We start from the raw sequence: 16,538 nt of genomic DNA on the forward strand, positions 1-16,538 counted from the left end.
GATCATGGAAACCACACTCCTTTTTGCCCCTCTGGTTGGCGCATTGATCTGCGGCTTTGGCTGGAAGATCATCGGCGAACGACCTGCACAGATGGTTGCAACAGCGCTTTTGTTCCTGTCCGCTGCGCTGAGCTGGCTCACATTCCTGACCTTTGAGGGACCCACAGAGCATATCCAGATCCTGCGCTTTATCGAAAGCGGCAGCCTGAGCACCGATTGGTCGATCCGTCTGGACCGTCTGACCGCGATCATGCTGATTGTTGTGACCACGGTCTCCAGCCTCGTGCATCTTTATTCCTTTGGCTACATGGCCCACGACGAGAACTTTGGTGAAAACGAAAGCTATCGCCCGCGTTTCTTTGCCTATCTGTCGTTCTTTACCTTCGCGATGCTGATGCTCGTGACCTCTGACAACCTTGTGCAGATGTTCTTTGGTTGGGAAGGGGTTGGCGTGGCCTCCTATCTGCTGATTGGTTTCTACTTCAAAAAGCCAAGCGCCAATGCCGCCGCGATCAAGGCCTTTGTGGTCAACCGAGTGGGCGACTTTGGCTTTGCGCTAGGGATATTCGCGCTGTTCTACCTGACCGACAGCATACGCTTTGACGATGTATTCGCTGCGGCACCGCAGCTGGCTGAACAGACCGTTGGCTTCCTGTGGACCGAATGGAACGCAGCCAACCTGATTGCCTTCTTGCTGTTCATCGGCGCAATGGGCAAATCGGCGCAGCTTTTCCTGCACACATGGTTGCCGGACGCGATGGAAGGCCCAACCCCGGTGTCTGCCCTGATCCACGCCGCGACCATGGTGACAGCAGGTGTATTCCTTGTCTGCCGCATGTCCCCATTGATGGAATTTGCGCCCGAGGCCATGACATTCGTGACCGTGATTGGTGCGACAACAGCGTTCTTTGCCGCGACAGTGGGGCTGGTTCAGACCGACATCAAACGTGTGATTGCCTATTCCACCTGTTCGCAGCTGGGCTATATGTTCGTGGCCGCGGGCGTAGGCATGTATTCCGCCGCGATGTTCCACCTGTTCACCCACGCGTTCTTCAAGGCGATGTTGTTCCTTGGGGCCGGTTCGGTGATCCACGCGATGCACCACGAGCAGGACATGACGAACTATGGCGGTCTGCGCAAAAAGATCCCCTATACCTTTGCTGCGATGATGATTGGTACGCTGGCGATCACCGGTGTTGGCATTCCGCTGACGCATATTGGTTTCGCGGGCTTCCTGTCCAAGGACGCGATTATCGAAAGCGCCTGGGGCGGTGGGTCTATGTATGGCTTCTGGCTCTTGGTTGTGGCTGCCGCGATGACCAGCTTCTACAGTTGGCGCCTGATCTTCCTGACGTTCTATGGCACCCCGCGCGGCAACAAGCACACCCATGAGCACGCCCATGAATCGCCCATGACCATGCTGATCCCTCTGGGTGTTCTGGCCCTGGGCGCGGTGTTCTCGGGCATGTTGTGGTATGGCAGCTTCTTTGGGCACACTGACGAGATTGCGGAGTTCTATGACATTCCGCTGGCCCAAGAGGCCGGGCATGGCGACGCCCAAGTGGATGGCGCGTCAACCGATCACGGCGAAGGTGATCATGGCGCTTCTGACGGTGAACACCACGCGGCCTTTGGCGGCAACCCTGGTGATGGCGCGCTCTACTTTGCTCCGGACAACCATGTGCTGGATGCGGCTCATGACGCCCCGAAATGGGTTAAGGTCAGTCCCTTCATTGCGATGCTGGGCGGCTTTTTCATGGCGATGTGGTTCTACATCTGGAACCCGACCCTGCCGGCACGTTTGGCCGAAAACCAAAAGCCGCTTTATCTATTCCTGAAAAACAAATGGTACTTTGATGAGATCTACAACGTGGTCTTTGTCGGCCCCGCCAAGGCACTTGGCCGCTTCTTGTGGAAGCGCGGAGATGGCAACGTGATTGACGGCACTTTGAACGGCGTCGCCATGGGCATCGTCCCCTTCTTCACCCGTCTGGCCGGTAAGGCGCAATCGGGCTACATCTTTACCTATGTCTTTGCCATGGTGATCGGGATCGCGGTCCTTGTCACATGGATGACGATGAGCGGGGGGGCAAACTGATGGACTCGCATCTGCTTTCCATTGTCACGTTCATGCCCGCCTTTGCGGCGCTGATCCTGGCTATTTTCCTGCGCGGTGATGATGAGGCTGCGGGGCGCAATGCCAAGTGGCTCGCGATGATCACCACCACGGTGACCTTCCTGATCTCGCTGTTCATTCTGTTTGAATTTGACCCCAACGACACCGGGTTTCAGTTTGTCGATGAGGCAGACTGGCTGCTGGGCCTGAAGTACCGCCTTGGTGTTGATGGCATCTCGATCCTGTTCGTGATGCTGACCACCTTCATGATGCCGCTGGTGATCGCAGCCTCCTGGAACGTGAACACCCGCGTCAAGGAATACATGATTGCCTTTCTGGTGCTCGAAACGCTCATGCTGGGTGTGTTCATGGCGCTGGATCTGGTGTTGTTTTACCTGTTCTTTGAGGCAGGCCTGATCCCGATGTTCCTGATCATCGGCATCTGGGGCGGGGCCAACCGCATCTATGCCAGCTTCAAGTTCTTCCTTTATACCTTCCTCGGCTCGGTTCTGATGCTGGTGGCCATGGTGGCGATGTTTACCGAGGCGGGCACCACATGTATCGGCGGTTGCGAGCTGAGCTTGCTGACACACACCTTTGGGTCCGAAACCTTCAGCGTGATGGGCGTTCAGATCATCGGCGGGATGCAAACACTATTGTTCCTCGCGTTCTTTGCCAGCTTTGCGGTGAAAATGCCGATGTGGCCGGTGCACACCTGGCTGCCGGATGCCCACGTACAGGCGCCAACCGCAGGGTCCGTGGTTCTGGCGGCGATCCTGCTCAAGATGGGTGGTTACGGTTTCCTGCGCTTCAGCCTGCCGATGTTCCCTGTGGGATCGGATATCATGGCGCCGCTGGTGTTGTGGATGTCGGCGATTGCGATTGTCTATACCTCGCTGGTCGCGCTGGTGCAGGAAGACATGAAAAAGCTGATTGCCTATTCATCTGTTGCGCATATGGGCTTTGTCACCATGGGGATCTTTGCCGCCAACCAGCAGGGTATTGATGGCGCGATTTTCCAGATGATCAGCCACGGCTTTATCTCCGGCGCGCTCTTCCTCTGCGTCGGAGTGATCTATGACCGCATGCACACCCGCGACATCGACGCCTATGGCGGTCTGGTGAACCGGATGCCGGCCTATGCGATGATCTTTATGCTGTTCACCATGGCCAATGTCGGCCTGCCGGGTACTTCCGGATTTGTCGGGGAATTCCTGACGCTGATGGCGACCTTCCAGGTCAACACCTGGGTTGCAGCGATTGCCACAACCGGTGTCATCTTCTCGGCGGCCTATGCACTTTGGCTGTACCGCCGGGTGGTCATGGGCGACCTGATCAAGGAAAGCCTTAAGGCGATCACCGATATGACCCCGCGTGAGCGCTGGATCTTTGCGCCACTGGTGGTGATGACCCTGCTCTTGGGGGTCTATCCGGCACTGGTGCTTGATATGATCGGCCCGTCCGTTGCGGCGCTGGTTGAAAACTACACTGTGGCGCTGGACGCGGCTGATACCGCTGTCCAATCCGCCGAAGCCACTCATTAAGAAGGACCACGCGATGATTTCCGCTGATCTGAATATCATCCTGCCCGAGATTCTGCTCTCAGCCTTTGCGCTGTTGGGGCTGATGGGGGCGGTCTATACCACCAAGGACAAAACCGGTGGTTTGCTGGTCTGGCTGACGGCCATCGTCTTTGTTGCTCTGGCGGCATGGATTGGCCTGACGGGTGAGGGCACGCGCGTGGCCTTTGATGGGATGTTCATCGAGGATGGCTTTGCCCGCTTTGCCAAGGTGACGATCCTGCTGTCCGCAGCGGCGGTTCTGGTGATGTCCGAAGGCTATATGAAATCGCGCGGTTTGCTGCGGTTTGAGTATCCGATGCTGGTGGCACTTTCTGCCGTGGGCATGATGATGATGGTCAGCGCGGGCGACTTGATGGCGCTTTACATGGGTTTGGAGCTGCAATCGCTGGCACTTTACGTCGTTGCCTCCCTGCGCCGCGACTCTGTCAAATCCACCGAAGCGGGCCTGAAGTACTTTGTGCTGGGCGCGCTCAGCTCTGGTTTGCTGCTCTATGGTGCATCGCTGGTTTATGGTTACGCGGGCACAACGCTGTTCTCCGGTATCATCACCACCGCACAATCGGGCAATGTCTCTCTGGGCTTGCTGTTTGGTCTGGTGTTCCTGATCTCGGGCATGGCGTTCAAGGTATCCGCGGTTCCGTTCCACATGTGGACCCCTGACGTTTATGAAGGGTCTCCAACCCCGGTTACCGCGTTCTTTGCCACCGCGCCCAAGGTTGCGGCGATGGGTCTGTTTGCACGTGTGCTGCATGATGCCTTTGGCAACGCGGTCAGCGACTGGAGCCAGATTGTTGCACTGCTCTCGGTGCTGTCGATGTTCCTTGGCGCGATCGCGGCGATTGGCCAGACCAACATCAAACGTCTGATGGCGTTTTCGTCCATCGCGCATATGGGTTACGCCCTGATGGGTCTGGCGGCCGGGACCGTGTTGGGTGTGCAGGCGATGCTGGTTTATATGGCGATCTATGTGACGATGAATGTCGGCACCTTTGCCTTCATCCTGATGATGCAGAAGGACGGCGCACCGGTCACGGATATTTCGTCGCTGAACATGTACTCCAAAACCAATCCGGGCCGTGCCCTGGCGATGCTGGTTCTGCTGTTCTCGCTGGCCGGTGTGCCGCCGATGCTGGGCTTCTTTGGCAAGCTTTACGTGCTGCGGGCTGCCTATGAGGCTGATCTGGTGTGGCTGGCGATTGCCGGTGTGATCGCCTCTGTGATTGGTGCCTATTACTATCTGCGGATCGTGTTCTACATGTACTTTGGTGAGGAACAATCCGAACAGCTCGACAATTCGCGTGGCGGGATCTTGGGCGGCTTCCTGATTGCTTCGGCGCTGATCATGGTGCTTGGCATTGCCAATATGTTTGGCGTGGAAGGGGCCGCAGCGGCGGCGGCGGGTGCGCTTGTCAACTGACGGTGCCTGCCTGCCGGCTGTGATGCCGTGCTTTGAAGACATGGTGAAAACATGACCGCCTGGCCGGAGGGCTATGGGCGGCATGTTTTTGATGTGCTGGATTCAACCCTGTCTGAGGCGGCGCGTATGGCGCCCACGTTGTCCGGACCTGCGTGGATACTGGCGCTGGAACAAACCAACGCGCGCGGACGGCGCGGGCGGGCCTGGTCCACCCCGCGTGGCAATTTTGCAGGCACCCTGATCATGCGGCGGCGAGAAGAGCCGGGCGTGGCTGCCCTGCGCAGTTTCGTGACCTCGCTGGCGCTCTATCGGACCTTTGTCGAGGTCACGGGGCAGGCACAGGCTTTTGCACTCAAATGGCCCAATGATGTATTGCTCAAGGGCGGTAAGGTCGCGGGTATTCTGCTGGAAAGCATCGGCGATCACCTGGTGATCGGCATCGGCGTCAATCTGGCCCATGCCCCCGGCGCCGGTGAGGTCGAGGCGCGGGCGCTGACGCCGATGTCGCTGGCCGGAACGCTGGATATCAATGTCGCACCTGAGGTGTTTCTGGACGCACTCGCGGCGGAATATGCGGTGCTGGAGACCCAGTTTACCGCACATGGATTTGCCCCGATCCGCCGGGCGTGGCTGTCTCATGCGGCCAAACTGGGCGAAGTGATCACTGCCCGCACAATGCGGGATGAAACCGTTGGCACCTTTGAGGATGTCGATGAGGCGGGCAATCTGATCTTGCAAACGGCCAATGGCCGCGCCGCGATCACAGCGGCGGATGTCTATTTCTAACCCAAAAGGAGGCCAAGATATGCTTCTGGCCATTGACTGCGGCAACACCAACACGGTTTTTTCGATCTGGGACGGGGAGAAATTCCTCTGCACCATGCGAACCTCGACCCATCATGCGCGCACGGCGGATGCCTATTTCACGTGGTTCTCGACCTTGCTGGAACACTACGGCATTGATCCCAAGATCACCGAGGTGATCATTTCCTCTACCGTGCCAAGGGTTGTGTTCAATCTGCGGGTGTTCTCGGATCAGTTCTTTGGTTGTCGCCCGCTGGTGGTGGGCAAGCCTGACTGCCTGTTGCCAGCGCTTCCGCGTGTGGATCAGGGCACGATTGTCGGGCCAGACCGTTTGGTCAACACCGCAGGAGCCTTTGACCGCCATGGCGGCAACCTGATTGTGGTGGACTTCGGCACTGCGACGACCTTTGACGTGGCGGGCCGGGATGGTGCCTATGTGGGCGGCGTGATCGCCCCCGGTGTAAATCTGTCACTCGAAGCACTGCATATGGCTGCCGCCGCGCTACCGCATGTGGACATTACCAAGCCGCAGCGTGTAGTAGGCACTAATACCGTCGCCTGTATGCAATCGGGCGTCTTTTGGGGCTATGTCGGGCTGGTCAAAGAGATCTGCGCCCGGATCAAGGCCGAACGCGACCAGAAAATGAAAATCATAGCAACCGGCGGGCTGGCCCCGTTGTTTGCGCAAACCGAAGATCTATTTGACGTCATCGAAGATGACCTGACGATGCACGGGCTGACCGTCATCCATAAGTATAACAAGGAAAATGCTGACTAATGAGCAGTGAAAGATTAATCTACCTGCCCCTCGGTGGGGCCGGTGAAATTGGCATGAATGCCTATGTCTATGGCTTTGGGAAACCGGGCAAGGAGCGGCTGATTGTCGTGGACCTTGGCGTGGCCTTCCCCGACATGGATGGCAGCCCCGGCGTGGATCTGATCCTGCCCGATATTGCCTGGCTGAAGGAACGCCGTGACCAGATTGAGGCGGTGTTTATCACCCACGCCCATGAGGATCATATCGGCGCCGTGGCCCACACCTATGACATGCTGCGCGCGCCAATCTATGCGCGCCGGTTCACCGCCAATATCGCCCATCGCAAGATGTCTGAACACGGGCACCCCGAAGACGCGGTCAGTGTTGTCGGGGCTTATCCAGAACAGATCAAAGTCGGTCCATTCAGCATCAGCTTTTTGCCGATCTCGCATTCGATCCCTGAATCCTCGGCCATGGTGATTGATACACCTGCGGGCCGCGTGATCCATTCGGGTGATTTCAAGATCGACACCACGCCGGGTGTGGGTGAGGCCTATGACCCCGATCTTTGGGCCGAAGTCTGCAAGGATGGCGTCAAGGCGCTGGTCTGCGACAGTACCAATGTCTTTTCGCCCGCGCCGGGCCGGTCTGAAGTGACCGTTGGCCCCGAGATCGAAAAGCTGGTTTCAAGTGCCGAAGGAATGGTTGTCGCAACCACCTTTGCCTCCAACGTGGCGCGGGTGAAAACCCTTGCTGTGGCGGGGGACAAGGCCGGGCGGTCGATTGTTCTGCTAGGCCGTGCGATGAAACGCATGGTCGAGGCGGCGCTGGAAACCGGGGTGATGAAGGATTTCCCCAATGTGATCAGCCCCGAAGAGGCCCGCGCGGTGCCACGCGAAAATCTGATGCTGTTGGTGACGGGCTCGCAAGGCGAGCGCCGTGCAGCCTCGGCGCAGCTGGCGCGGGGCAAGTATCAAGGGATCGAGATGAAGGAAGGGGACATGTTCCTGTTTTCCTCCAAGACCATCCCGGGCAACGAACGCGGCGTCATTCGCATCATCAACCAGTTCTCTGAAAAGGGAGTGGATGTGGTGGATGACAGCTCCGGTCTTTATCACGTGTCCGGTCACGCCAACCGCCCCGATCTCGAAACGCTGCATGATGTGGTCAAACCGCAAGTGCTGATTCCGATGCACGGCGAACACCGCCATCTGCGCGAACATGCCAAGCTGGCCGAAGCCAAGGGCATCAAAGGTGTGCTGGCTGTGAACGGCATGATGATTGATCTGTCCGGCAATGAGCCGAAAGTGGCGGAATACATCGAAACCGGCCGCACCTACCTGGATGGTTCGGTGCAAATCGGTGCGCTTGATGGCGTGGTGCGGGATCGTATCCGCATGGCGCTGAATGGGCATGTGACCGTGACTGTGATCATGGACACCGATGACGAACCTCTGGGCGATCCTTGGGTGGATATGATGGGGCTGCCGGAAACGGGCCGATCCAAGGCACCGCTGGTCGATGTGCTGGAGGAAGACCTTCGCCAATGGCTTGGCCGGTCCAAGGCAGCGACATTGCGCGACGATGACAAGCTGCACGATGGTCTGAAACGCGTGGTGCGTCAGTCCGCACAGGACGAAATCGGCAAGAAGCCGGAAGTAACAATCGTGGTGAGCCGGCTGAGTTGAGCCGGTTTTCCACCCATGCAAAACAAAAGGCCCCGCAAATTGCGGGGCCTTTTTTGTACGCGTGTCCGTTTGATCAGGTCGCGTTGCGGCGATCATCAAAGCTGAGGCCAATAAACTCTGGCGTGTGATCGCCCAGACCCACCACCTGATGGCCACCACGATGATCGTTGCGGCCACGGCCACGTTTGTCATTGCGGCCCTTCTGGCTGTTGTCACGGCCCTGTGTCTCGCGGGGTTTGTCATCCTGCTTGGGCTTGCTCTCGGATTTGGCCTTGGGGGCTGCCTGTTCCTGAGCGGGCTTTGAAGGCGTTTCCGCCGTTTGGGCCGTCTCTTTGGGCTTGTCGTCTGACTTGCGAGAGCGCGAGCGGCTGCGCTTGGGTTTTTCGCCCTCGGCGCTTTCTGCTGGCTTGGTCTCTGCTTTGGCGTCCTCTTTCGGCTGACCCTTGGCCAACGGGTTGTCCAAGCGCGGAATTTCGTTCTGCACCAGACGTTCTACGTCTTCGAGGTTCTTCTCGTCGCGCGGCACGCAGATCATGATTGCGGTGCCATCGCGTCCGGCGCGGCCTGTGCGCCCGATGCGGTGGACATAATCTTCGGCATGGCTGGGCACGTCGTAGTTAAACACATGGCTGACAGAGGGCACATCCAGACCGCGCGCAGCCACGTCAGAGGCCACAAGGATCTTCAGCGCGCCTTCGCGAAAGCCATCAAGCGTTCTTGTACGCTGGCTTTGGTCCAGATCGCCGTGGATCGGCGCGGCGTCATATCCGTATTTTTTCAGTGACTTGGCAACGATATCCACATCCATCTTGCGGTTGCAGAAGATAATGCCATTGGTCAGTTTTTCGCCCTCGGCGTCGATCAAAGTGCGAAGCAGTTTGCGTTTCTCTGACCCTTCGCGATCTTTGCGGGAGGCTTTGAACTTGACCACACCTTGGGTGATTGTCTCGCTTGTGGTGGCCTGGCGGGCAACCTCGATCCGCTCTGGATTGCTGAGGAAGGTGTTGGTGATCCGTTCGATCTCGGGGGCCATAGTGGCAGAGAAGAACAATGTCTGGCGGGTAAAGGGGGTCAGACCAAAGATACGTTCGATGTCGGGGATGAACCCCATATCAAGCATCCGGTCAGCCTCATCCACAACCATGACTTTTACGTCATTCAGGATCAGCTTGCCGCGCTCAAAATGGTCAAGCAAACGGCCCGGCGTGGCGATCAGGACGTCAACGCCCTTGTCAATCAGCAGGTCTTGTTCCTTGAACGACACACCACCAATGAGCAATGCCTTGGTCAGTTTGACGTGTTTGGCATAGGTGTCAAAGTTCTCGGCCACCTGTGCGGCGAGTTCCCGTGTGGGGCATAGAACCAAAGACCGGGGCATCCGCGCCCGCGCCCGGCCACGCGCCAAAAGCGTGATCATCGGCAGCGTAAAGCTGGCGGTTTTACCGGTGCCGGTCTGGGCAATGCCCAAAACATCACGGCCGATCAACGCAGGGGGAATAGCACCCGCCTGAATGGGGGTAGGGGTTTCGTACCCGGCCTCTTCAACGGCCTTGAGCACTTTGGGATTCAGATTCAGATCAGAAAATTTTGTCATGTGTATCCGATAAAAGCGGACACGCTTGGCCCGCAGCAGCAGTTCATGTCGGCCCGCATGGCCCAAGGGGCGGCCACCCGGCCGCTACATGTTGCGTTCGCATAACAACTTGGTGCTATCGCGTCAAACAGATGTGCGATTAGAGCAAAAACTGCGGGAAATGTGTGGACAATGTTGCCTTTAAGCCAAGATTGGCCCGCTTGAGCATGTCAAAACCCGCCAACCTTTCCCGCATTGCGGGTGTATCCGCGCAAAGCTCGTCAAAGAACGCGCGCAGTCCAGCCTCGCCATCTTCGGTTTCGATCATTGTCAAAAGCTCATGCATCGACAACCCGCCCTTGTCGCGCGGTTGGTTCGGCGCAAGTTCTGCGCGGTAGGACCCTTTGGCGACGCGGAACCGATATGCGGCCATCCATTTGTCCCAACTCGCGGCATGCAGGTGGGCGAGATCAATATCGGGATGTTGCTCTGGCCCTTTGAGCATCTGATCGTTTTGAAAAGCGTTGTGGATCTGCACTCGAACGTCGGGCAGTCCGGTGCGTACAAACACCTTGCCGGCCAGATGGCTGAGAAACCCACCTTTCACATAGGCGCCGTAAGTCGGGTAAAGGTCGCGCACGATCTTGGCCCGGTCAGGACCGTTGGGAATGAAGGCTTTGAAGGCAGTGCCGTCACCTGCCAGCGCTTCCATCGGGCGAATGCGGGCGATTTTCTGGTCTGCCGGGCAGGCGGCAAGGGAGGCCGCAACAGACCGGGATGACACCAGAAATTCATCCACATCCATATGGATCAACCAATCGACTTCGCCCGCCCGTTGATAGGCCTGCGTGGCATTGGCCGATTGCCGGACCTGATGTTTGCGGGGCCGTTTCATACCCAGCCGGTCCCAGTGAGCGGCATCACAGCGGGTCACACGGACCTTGGGATGTGCCTTGAGTGGGTCAAAGGCGGCGGGGTTGTCATCGTCCAGATAGAGATAGATCCGATGCGCGCCCGCCTCCAGATGGTAGGCGGCAAATTGCAGAATTTCCGCGGCAGGGGCGAGGACAGTCGCGCTCAACCCCCAAGTGGTCATTACACCATCATCTCCTTGGTCGCGGTCAGGCGCACGTCGGGGTAATCGCGCTCAACCCGGTCAATGTCCCACTGCAAACGGGTGAGATAGACAATGTCGCCATCATGGTCATGGGCGATGTGCTGTTTGTTGCTATCTGCAAATTTTTCAACGGCTTGCGTATCACCATTCACCCAGCGTGCCGAGGTGAATTGTGAGGCTTCAAACCGCACAGGCAGGCCATATTCCAGCTCGATCCGGCTGGCCAGAACTTCGAACTGCAACTGCCCCACAACGCCGACGATAAAGCCCGAACCGATGGAGGGTTTGAACACTTTTGCCGCGCCTTCTTCGGCAAATTGCATCAGAGCTTTCTCAAGGTGTTTGGCCTTGAGTGGATCACCTGCACGCACCCCTTGCAGCAATTCGGGCGCAAACGACGGGATGCCACTGACCCGCAACGCTTCGCCTTCGGTCAGGGTATCGCCGATGCGCAATTGGCCGTGATTGGGAATGCCGATGATATCGCCGGCCCATGCCTCTTCGGCCAGCTCACGGTCAGAGGCGAGGAACATCACCGGATTTGTGATCGACATCGGTTTTTTGGTGCGCACATGGGTCATCTTCATGCCGCGCAGAAAATGCCCCGAGGCAAGCCGGACAAAGGCCACGCGGTCGCGGTGCTTGGGGTCCATATTGGCCTGTACCTTGAACACAAATCCCGACACTTTCTTTTCTTCGGGCAGGATGTGACGCGGTTCAGCCGACTGGATTTGCGGCTCCGGGCCAAATTTGGCGATGCCCTCCATCAGTTCCTTGACCCCGAAAGAGTTGATTGCGGAGCCAAACCAGATTGGCGTCAGTGATCCTTCGGCCATCAATCTCGCGTCCATGGGCGGCATCAATTCGCGCACCATTTCAAGATCTTCCTGCAACTTTTCCAGCAGGTTGGCCGGCACATGTTCGGCGAGTTTTGGATCATCCAAGCCGTTGATCTCGATTGATTCCGAGACCTTGTTGCGATCGGCGCGGTCCATCAGCTCAAGCCGGTCGCGCAGGATGTCATAGCATCCGATAAAATCGCGTCCGATCCCGATGGGCCAGCTGGCCGGGGTCACGTCAATGGCGAGGTTTTCCTGAATTTCGTCAATGATCTCAAAAACGTCCCTGCTTTCGCGGTCCATCTTGTTACAGAAGGTCAGGATCGGCAGATCGCGCATCCGGCACACTTCGAACAGCTTTTGCGTCTGGCTTTCCACACCCTTTGCACCGTCAATCACCATCACGGCTGCATCCACCGCCGTCAGCGTGCGATAGGTGTCCTCGGAAAAGTCGGAGTGGCCGGGTGTGTCCACAAGGTTGAAGCGGAACTCTTTGAAATCGAAGGACATTGCCGAAGCGGAAACAGAGATGCCACGGTCCTTCTCCATCGCCATAAAGTCAGATCGCGTGCGCCGCGCTTCGCCCTTGGCACGGACCTGTCCGGCCATCTGGATCGCACCCCCGAACAGCAGGAATTTTTCCGTCAGGGTGGTTTTGCCCGCATCAGGGTGACTGATGATGGCAAATGTCCGGCGACGGGCGATTTCCGGGGGCAATTCGGGGCGGTTCTTGAGGTTGTCCAACATGGATTGGCATATAGCGATGGCGCAGCGCGGCGGCAAGCGGGCTTGGGCGGCGGTGATGGGCTGCTTTACGTCGGATCTGGTTGGCGCAGGGCTGACCTGCCCGTTAGGGTGGCTGAATGGAATCAGATTTAACCCTCCCGATCTCACTTGCCGCGGCGGCATTGAACATGGCTTTGGCCCTCGTCTGCGGGGGGTTGATCGGATCAGAGCGCCAGGTGCGCCAACGCATGGCAGGGCTGCGCACCAATGCTTTGGTCGCGCTTGGCGCGGCAAGTTATGTCGTGTTTTCAAGCCTTTTCCCCGATGAATTAAGCCCGACACGGGTGGGCGCACAGGTGGTGTCCGGCATTGGTTTTCTGGGCGCGGGGATCATTTTCCGGCATGGGTTTACCGTGCACGGACTGAACACTGCGGCAACCTTGTGGTGTTCTGCTGCGGTCGGTTTGTTGGCCGGTGCGGGGGCGCCATTGTTTGCGGTGCTTGCCACAGGCATGATCATTTTTGTCAATCTGGGCCTGCGGCCCTTGGTGAAATTTCTCAAAACCAAGACCTCTGCTGGCATGCCGATTGTAACGGAGGCGCATATCACGGTGTCTTGTCAGTCCAAGCATGAGGCGGATGTACGGTCTTTGCTTCTGAACCGTTTGCCGCCCCCTGAATTCCATGTCAGCGGGTTGGAACGTCAGCGCGAGGATGACAGCGGGGCATCGCGTCTGGACCTCAGTGTGACAGTGGCGGGGCCGTCCGATGCGCCGCTCAAGGAAGCGCTTGATCCGCTGATGCTGGACCTCAAGATCAGCAGCCTGCGGTATGAGGCGGCTGGCGACAGCTAACCCCGGCTGGCGCGGCGCAGCAACTGCGCTGGGTTTGCCTTGCCAAAGGGGGCGTCAGCGATTTCAAAAGCGGCATGAGGCCTGTCGGAATGGCCCGGGATCGCCGGCCCCCATCGGCGCGACATCTTGGCCGGCAACAATGCTCGATTGCGGCGATTGATCCGCATGGTTTCCACGGCGATTCCTTCGGCAAAGATGATCTGGTGATTGTCGAAAACCAACTGATAATATTCAACAAAACCACCCTCTTGCCGGGTGATGATCTGGCCATCTACAAGATGCTCTGCCTTGATCATCACTTCGGCGCGGCCAAGGCCCAGACGGTCGTCCCGCTGATAGATGAACAGGCTTTGATCCTTGCTGAGCAACAGGTCGTTTTGGTTGTTCAGCGTTCCGGCCGGGATCAGAACCGGGGCCAGATCCCCGACCGCCCGCAGCGTTTGCTGCCCGATCCAGCGTAGGGGTTGCGCACCGTCGTCACGGGTCATGATCAGATCGCCGGGACGCAAATGTTCGACGGGGGTTTGCTGTCCGCCCGCCCGTGTGATCAGGGTGCCGCGCCCCAGTGACACCGTGCCGGATTGCGCAAAAAACAGTCGTGCATTGTCCGGGTCAATATCCACCAGTGCATAGGGCACACCGGGCATCAGGGGCGAGAAAGGATGCAGGAAAACCGCGCGGTTGGCACCTGATGTGTTTGTTTCAACAAACAAGAGCGCATCCATCATCATCCCCATTGGAGACATCATGCACAGCCGCGCTTCCAACAAAAGTTGAGCACCTGCGCGTGCCACAGACGTGCCATCGGCAACCTCAAACAGGTTGTCCGGGCCGGGATGCAGGGCCAGAACCTCCGCTGGTGCATCCTTGGCCAAGGTATATTGATCGTCCAACACCAAATCAGAGGCACCGGTCAAAACATCCCCTTGATTTGCGCCCTGGCTGACGCGGAAGTCATCACCGCGTATCACGGCAAGCTGATGCGGATGGGACGTGCGAGAGGCTGGCATGGCAGGATCCTTTGCAGTTTTGCGATGATTTACCTGAAACTGTGAGAATTCCGTTAACCGGTAAGGATGATGTATCGGTGCTGGCTTCGGATCGTGGCCGTGGTAGGTCTTGCACAACAGATGGAGGGAATCGCGATATGGATCTTGGGATCAAGGGCAAAAAGGCACTGGTGTGCGCATCTTCAAAGGGCCTCGGCCTTGGCTGCGCCGAGGCATTGGCGGCGGCTGGTGTCAATCTGGTTATGAACGCACGTGGCGCCGAGGCGCTGCAGGCTTCGGCGGAGCGTCTGCGGCAGGCCTACGGTGTTGAGATCACCACAGTGGCGGCGGATGTGGCCACCGCAGAGGGCCAAGCGGCCGTGATCGAGGCGGCGGGCGACATTGATATTCTAGTCAACAACGCGGGCGGCCCGCCTCCGGGTATGTGGCATGACTGGGACCGCGAGGATTTCATCAAGGCGCTGGATGCCAATATGCTGGCTCCGATTGCCCTGATCAAAGCCAAAGTGCCCGGCATGATGGAGCGTGGCTGGGGCCGGGTGGTCAATATCACCTCGCAATCCGTGCGCGCGCCGATCGGTGTTTTGGGCCTGTCCAACTCGGCCCGCACCGGGCTGACCGGGTATGTCGCTGGCACCTCGCGGCAGGTGGCGAGCAAGGGCGTGACGATCAACAACCTGTTGCCCGGCATTCATGCGACCGACCGCGCAGATATGCTGGATGGTGGCGTGGTAAAGGCCCGCGGCATTTCTCTTGATGAGGCCCGCGCCGAACGCGCAGCCACAATTCCGGCAGGGCGCTATGGCACCTCGGACGAATTTGGTGCGACCTGCGCGTTTTTGTGTTCACAACATGCCGGTTTCATCGTCGGGCAGAATATCCTGCTGGATGGTGGTGCGACCAATATCACGATGTAATGGCTGAGAAATTTTCGCTTAAGGATCACCTGTTCAATGCAGATTCAGTGGGTGATCTGGCATCCGAATTTGCCAGCGCCTTGCCCGACTTTGACGCCGCTCGCTTCCAGCGGGAGGCGCTTTCAGGCTTTGCCGAGCGGGAATTGCTGGCGCGGATGGAGTGGATGGCCGATTGCCTTGAAGCGCAGTTGGCCCGCGATTTTCCCACAATGGCCGCACAGCTTGAAGCGGCGATGCCGCCTCCGCTTGATCCGTCATTGACCGATGATGATTTTGGGCGGTTTATCCACGGCTTGCCCGGCATTCTTGCGGTGCGGCATGGGCTGGAGGATCACCGGGAACGGGCGCTTGATCTGCTTTATCAGGCGACCAAGCGGTTCTCGATGGAGTTCTACATCCGACCCTTTCTGAACCGTTGGCCGGATGAAACACTGGCGCGGATGAACCGTTGGGTTGAGGATGAGAATTACCATGTGCGCCGCTTGGTAAGCGAAGGCACGCGCCCGAAATTGCCATGGGCCAAGGCTGTCACCTTGAGCAGCGATCAGACTTTGCCATTGCTGGCGCGGCTCCATGCGGACAAGACCCGATATGTGACAAGATCGGTCTCTAATCACTTGAATGACATTGCAAAAAACCAACCCGATGTCGTGGTGAATCTGCTTAGATCCTGGGATGACAGTGGCAAGCAAAGTGCCAAAGAACTGGCGTGGATGACCCGGCATTCCCTGCGCACCTTGATCAAGCAAGGGCATGGCGGGGCGCTGGATCTGCTTGGCTACCGCAGTGATGTCGATGTGACGGCGCAGGTCAGGCTGGGACAAGAGAGCTATGCCATCGGCGAAGTTCTGAGCTTTGAGGTGGAACTGACTGCCAAGCAAGAGCTGCCTGTGCTGGTGGATTACCGCCTGCGATTTGCGCGACCGCAGGGCAAGAGCGCGGAGAAAGTGTTCAAGCTCAAGACTGGCAAGATCACGGCTGGCAAACCTTTGATCCTGTCCAAGAATCACCGGCTCAAGGGCGATGCGACAACCTTTACCCTGCATCCGGGCGCGCATCAGGTCATCTTGCAGGTCAATGGTGTCGATGTGGCCACGGCGGATTTTGAGCTGACCTGAGGGATGACAACCCATCACA

General features: G+C 58.1%; 13 protein-coding genes. 9 read left to right on the forward strand and 4 right to left on the reverse strand.

Annotation, left to right across the window (positions count from 1 at the left end):
• Nucleotides 1–4 precede the first annotated feature (4 nt).
• Genes nuoL through K3754_RS08080 form a run of 6 tightly spaced genes read left to right on the forward strand, consistent with a single transcriptional unit; the run spans nucleotide 5 to nucleotide 8,365 of the window.
• Nucleotides 5–2,098 (forward strand): NADH-quinone oxidoreductase subunit L, encoded by a 2,094-nt coding sequence (gene nuoL, locus K3754_RS08055; protein WP_259942695.1) that lies wholly within the window; start codon nucleotides 5–7, stop codon nucleotides 2,096–2,098.
• On the forward strand, nucleotides 2,098–3,660 hold the full coding sequence (locus K3754_RS08060) for an NADH-quinone oxidoreductase subunit M (protein WP_203212154.1): 1,563 nt from the start codon (nucleotides 2,098–2,100) through the stop codon (nucleotides 3,658–3,660). The genes nuoL and K3754_RS08060 overlap by 1 nt, the downstream gene beginning before the upstream one ends.
• Before the next feature lie 13 nt (nucleotides 3,661–3,673).
• On the forward strand, nucleotides 3,674–5,116 hold the full coding sequence (gene nuoN / locus K3754_RS08065) for an NADH-quinone oxidoreductase subunit NuoN (protein WP_203211523.1): 1,443 nt from the start codon (nucleotides 3,674–3,676) through the stop codon (nucleotides 5,114–5,116).
• Nucleotides 5,117–5,167: 51 nt separating this feature from the next.
• Nucleotides 5,168–5,902, forward strand: a complete 735-nt coding sequence (locus tag K3754_RS08070; protein WP_259942698.1) for a biotin--[acetyl-CoA-carboxylase] ligase — start codon at nucleotides 5,168–5,170, stop codon at nucleotides 5,900–5,902.
• 19 nt (nucleotides 5,903–5,921) lie between these two features.
• The gene (locus K3754_RS08075; protein ID WP_259942700.1) at nucleotides 5,922–6,698 is read left to right on the forward strand and encodes a type III pantothenate kinase; all 777 of its coding nucleotides are present in this window, start codon (nucleotides 5,922–5,924) and stop codon (nucleotides 6,696–6,698) included.
• Nucleotides 6,698–8,365 carry a ribonuclease J gene (locus K3754_RS08080; protein ID WP_259942702.1) on the forward strand — a complete coding sequence of 556 codons (1,668 nt, stop codon included), beginning with the start codon at nucleotides 6,698–6,700 and terminating at the stop codon, nucleotides 8,363–8,365. The genes K3754_RS08075 and K3754_RS08080 overlap by 1 nt, the downstream gene beginning before the upstream one ends.
• A 73-nt stretch (nucleotides 8,366–8,438) precedes the next feature.
• Here the strand turns inward: K3754_RS08080 and K3754_RS08085 are convergent, their stop codons facing one another.
• The 3 genes from K3754_RS08085 to K3754_RS08095 form a co-directional block, all read right to left on the reverse strand.
• Entirely contained in the window at nucleotides 8,439–9,959 is a 1,521-nt protein-coding gene (locus K3754_RS08085; protein WP_259942704.1) for a DEAD/DEAH box helicase, read from the reverse strand.
• A gap of 139 nt (nucleotides 9,960–10,098) precedes the next feature.
• Nucleotides 10,099–11,034: a glycosyltransferase family 2 protein gene (locus K3754_RS08090; protein WP_259942706.1), complete on the reverse strand. Its 936-nt coding sequence runs from the start codon at nucleotides 11,032–11,034 to the stop codon at nucleotides 10,099–10,101.
• A complete protein-coding gene (locus K3754_RS08095) occupies nucleotides 11,034–12,641 on the reverse strand; it encodes a peptide chain release factor 3 (RefSeq protein WP_203211517.1) in 1,608 nt (535 codons plus the stop codon). The genes K3754_RS08090 and K3754_RS08095 overlap by 1 nt, the downstream gene beginning before the upstream one ends.
• A 116-nt stretch (nucleotides 12,642–12,757) precedes the next feature.
• On the opposite strand from K3754_RS08095, the gene K3754_RS08100 reads away from it, so the two are divergent.
• Nucleotides 12,758–13,474: an MgtC/SapB family protein gene (locus tag K3754_RS08100; RefSeq protein WP_259942710.1), complete on the forward strand. Its 717-nt coding sequence runs from the start codon at nucleotides 12,758–12,760 to the stop codon at nucleotides 13,472–13,474.
• Here K3754_RS08100 and K3754_RS08105 read toward each other — a convergent pair.
• The gene (locus K3754_RS08105) at nucleotides 13,471–14,484 is read right to left on the reverse strand and encodes a Hint domain-containing protein (RefSeq protein WP_259942712.1); all 1,014 of its coding nucleotides are present in this window, start codon (nucleotides 14,482–14,484) and stop codon (nucleotides 13,471–13,473) included. The genes K3754_RS08100 and K3754_RS08105 overlap by 4 nt on opposite strands.
• 137 nt (nucleotides 14,485–14,621) lie before the next feature.
• Between K3754_RS08105 and K3754_RS08110 the strand changes: the two genes are divergently transcribed.
• Together K3754_RS08110 and K3754_RS08115 are read left to right on the forward strand one after the other, a co-directional pair.
• On the forward strand, nucleotides 14,622–15,401 hold the full coding sequence (locus K3754_RS08110) for an SDR family oxidoreductase (protein WP_203211514.1): 780 nt from the start codon (nucleotides 14,622–14,624) through the stop codon (nucleotides 15,399–15,401).
• A complete protein-coding gene (locus tag K3754_RS08115; protein ID WP_259942714.1) occupies nucleotides 15,401–16,519 on the forward strand; it encodes a hypothetical protein in 1,119 nt (372 codons plus the stop codon). Before K3754_RS08110 ends, K3754_RS08115 begins: the two co-directional genes overlap by 1 nt.
• Nucleotides 16,520–16,538: the final 19 nt, after the last annotated feature.

Source organism: Sulfitobacter sp. M368 (assembly GCF_025141875.1).
Lineage (GTDB): Bacteria > Pseudomonadota > Alphaproteobacteria > Rhodobacterales > Rhodobacteraceae > Sulfitobacter > Sulfitobacter mediterraneus_A.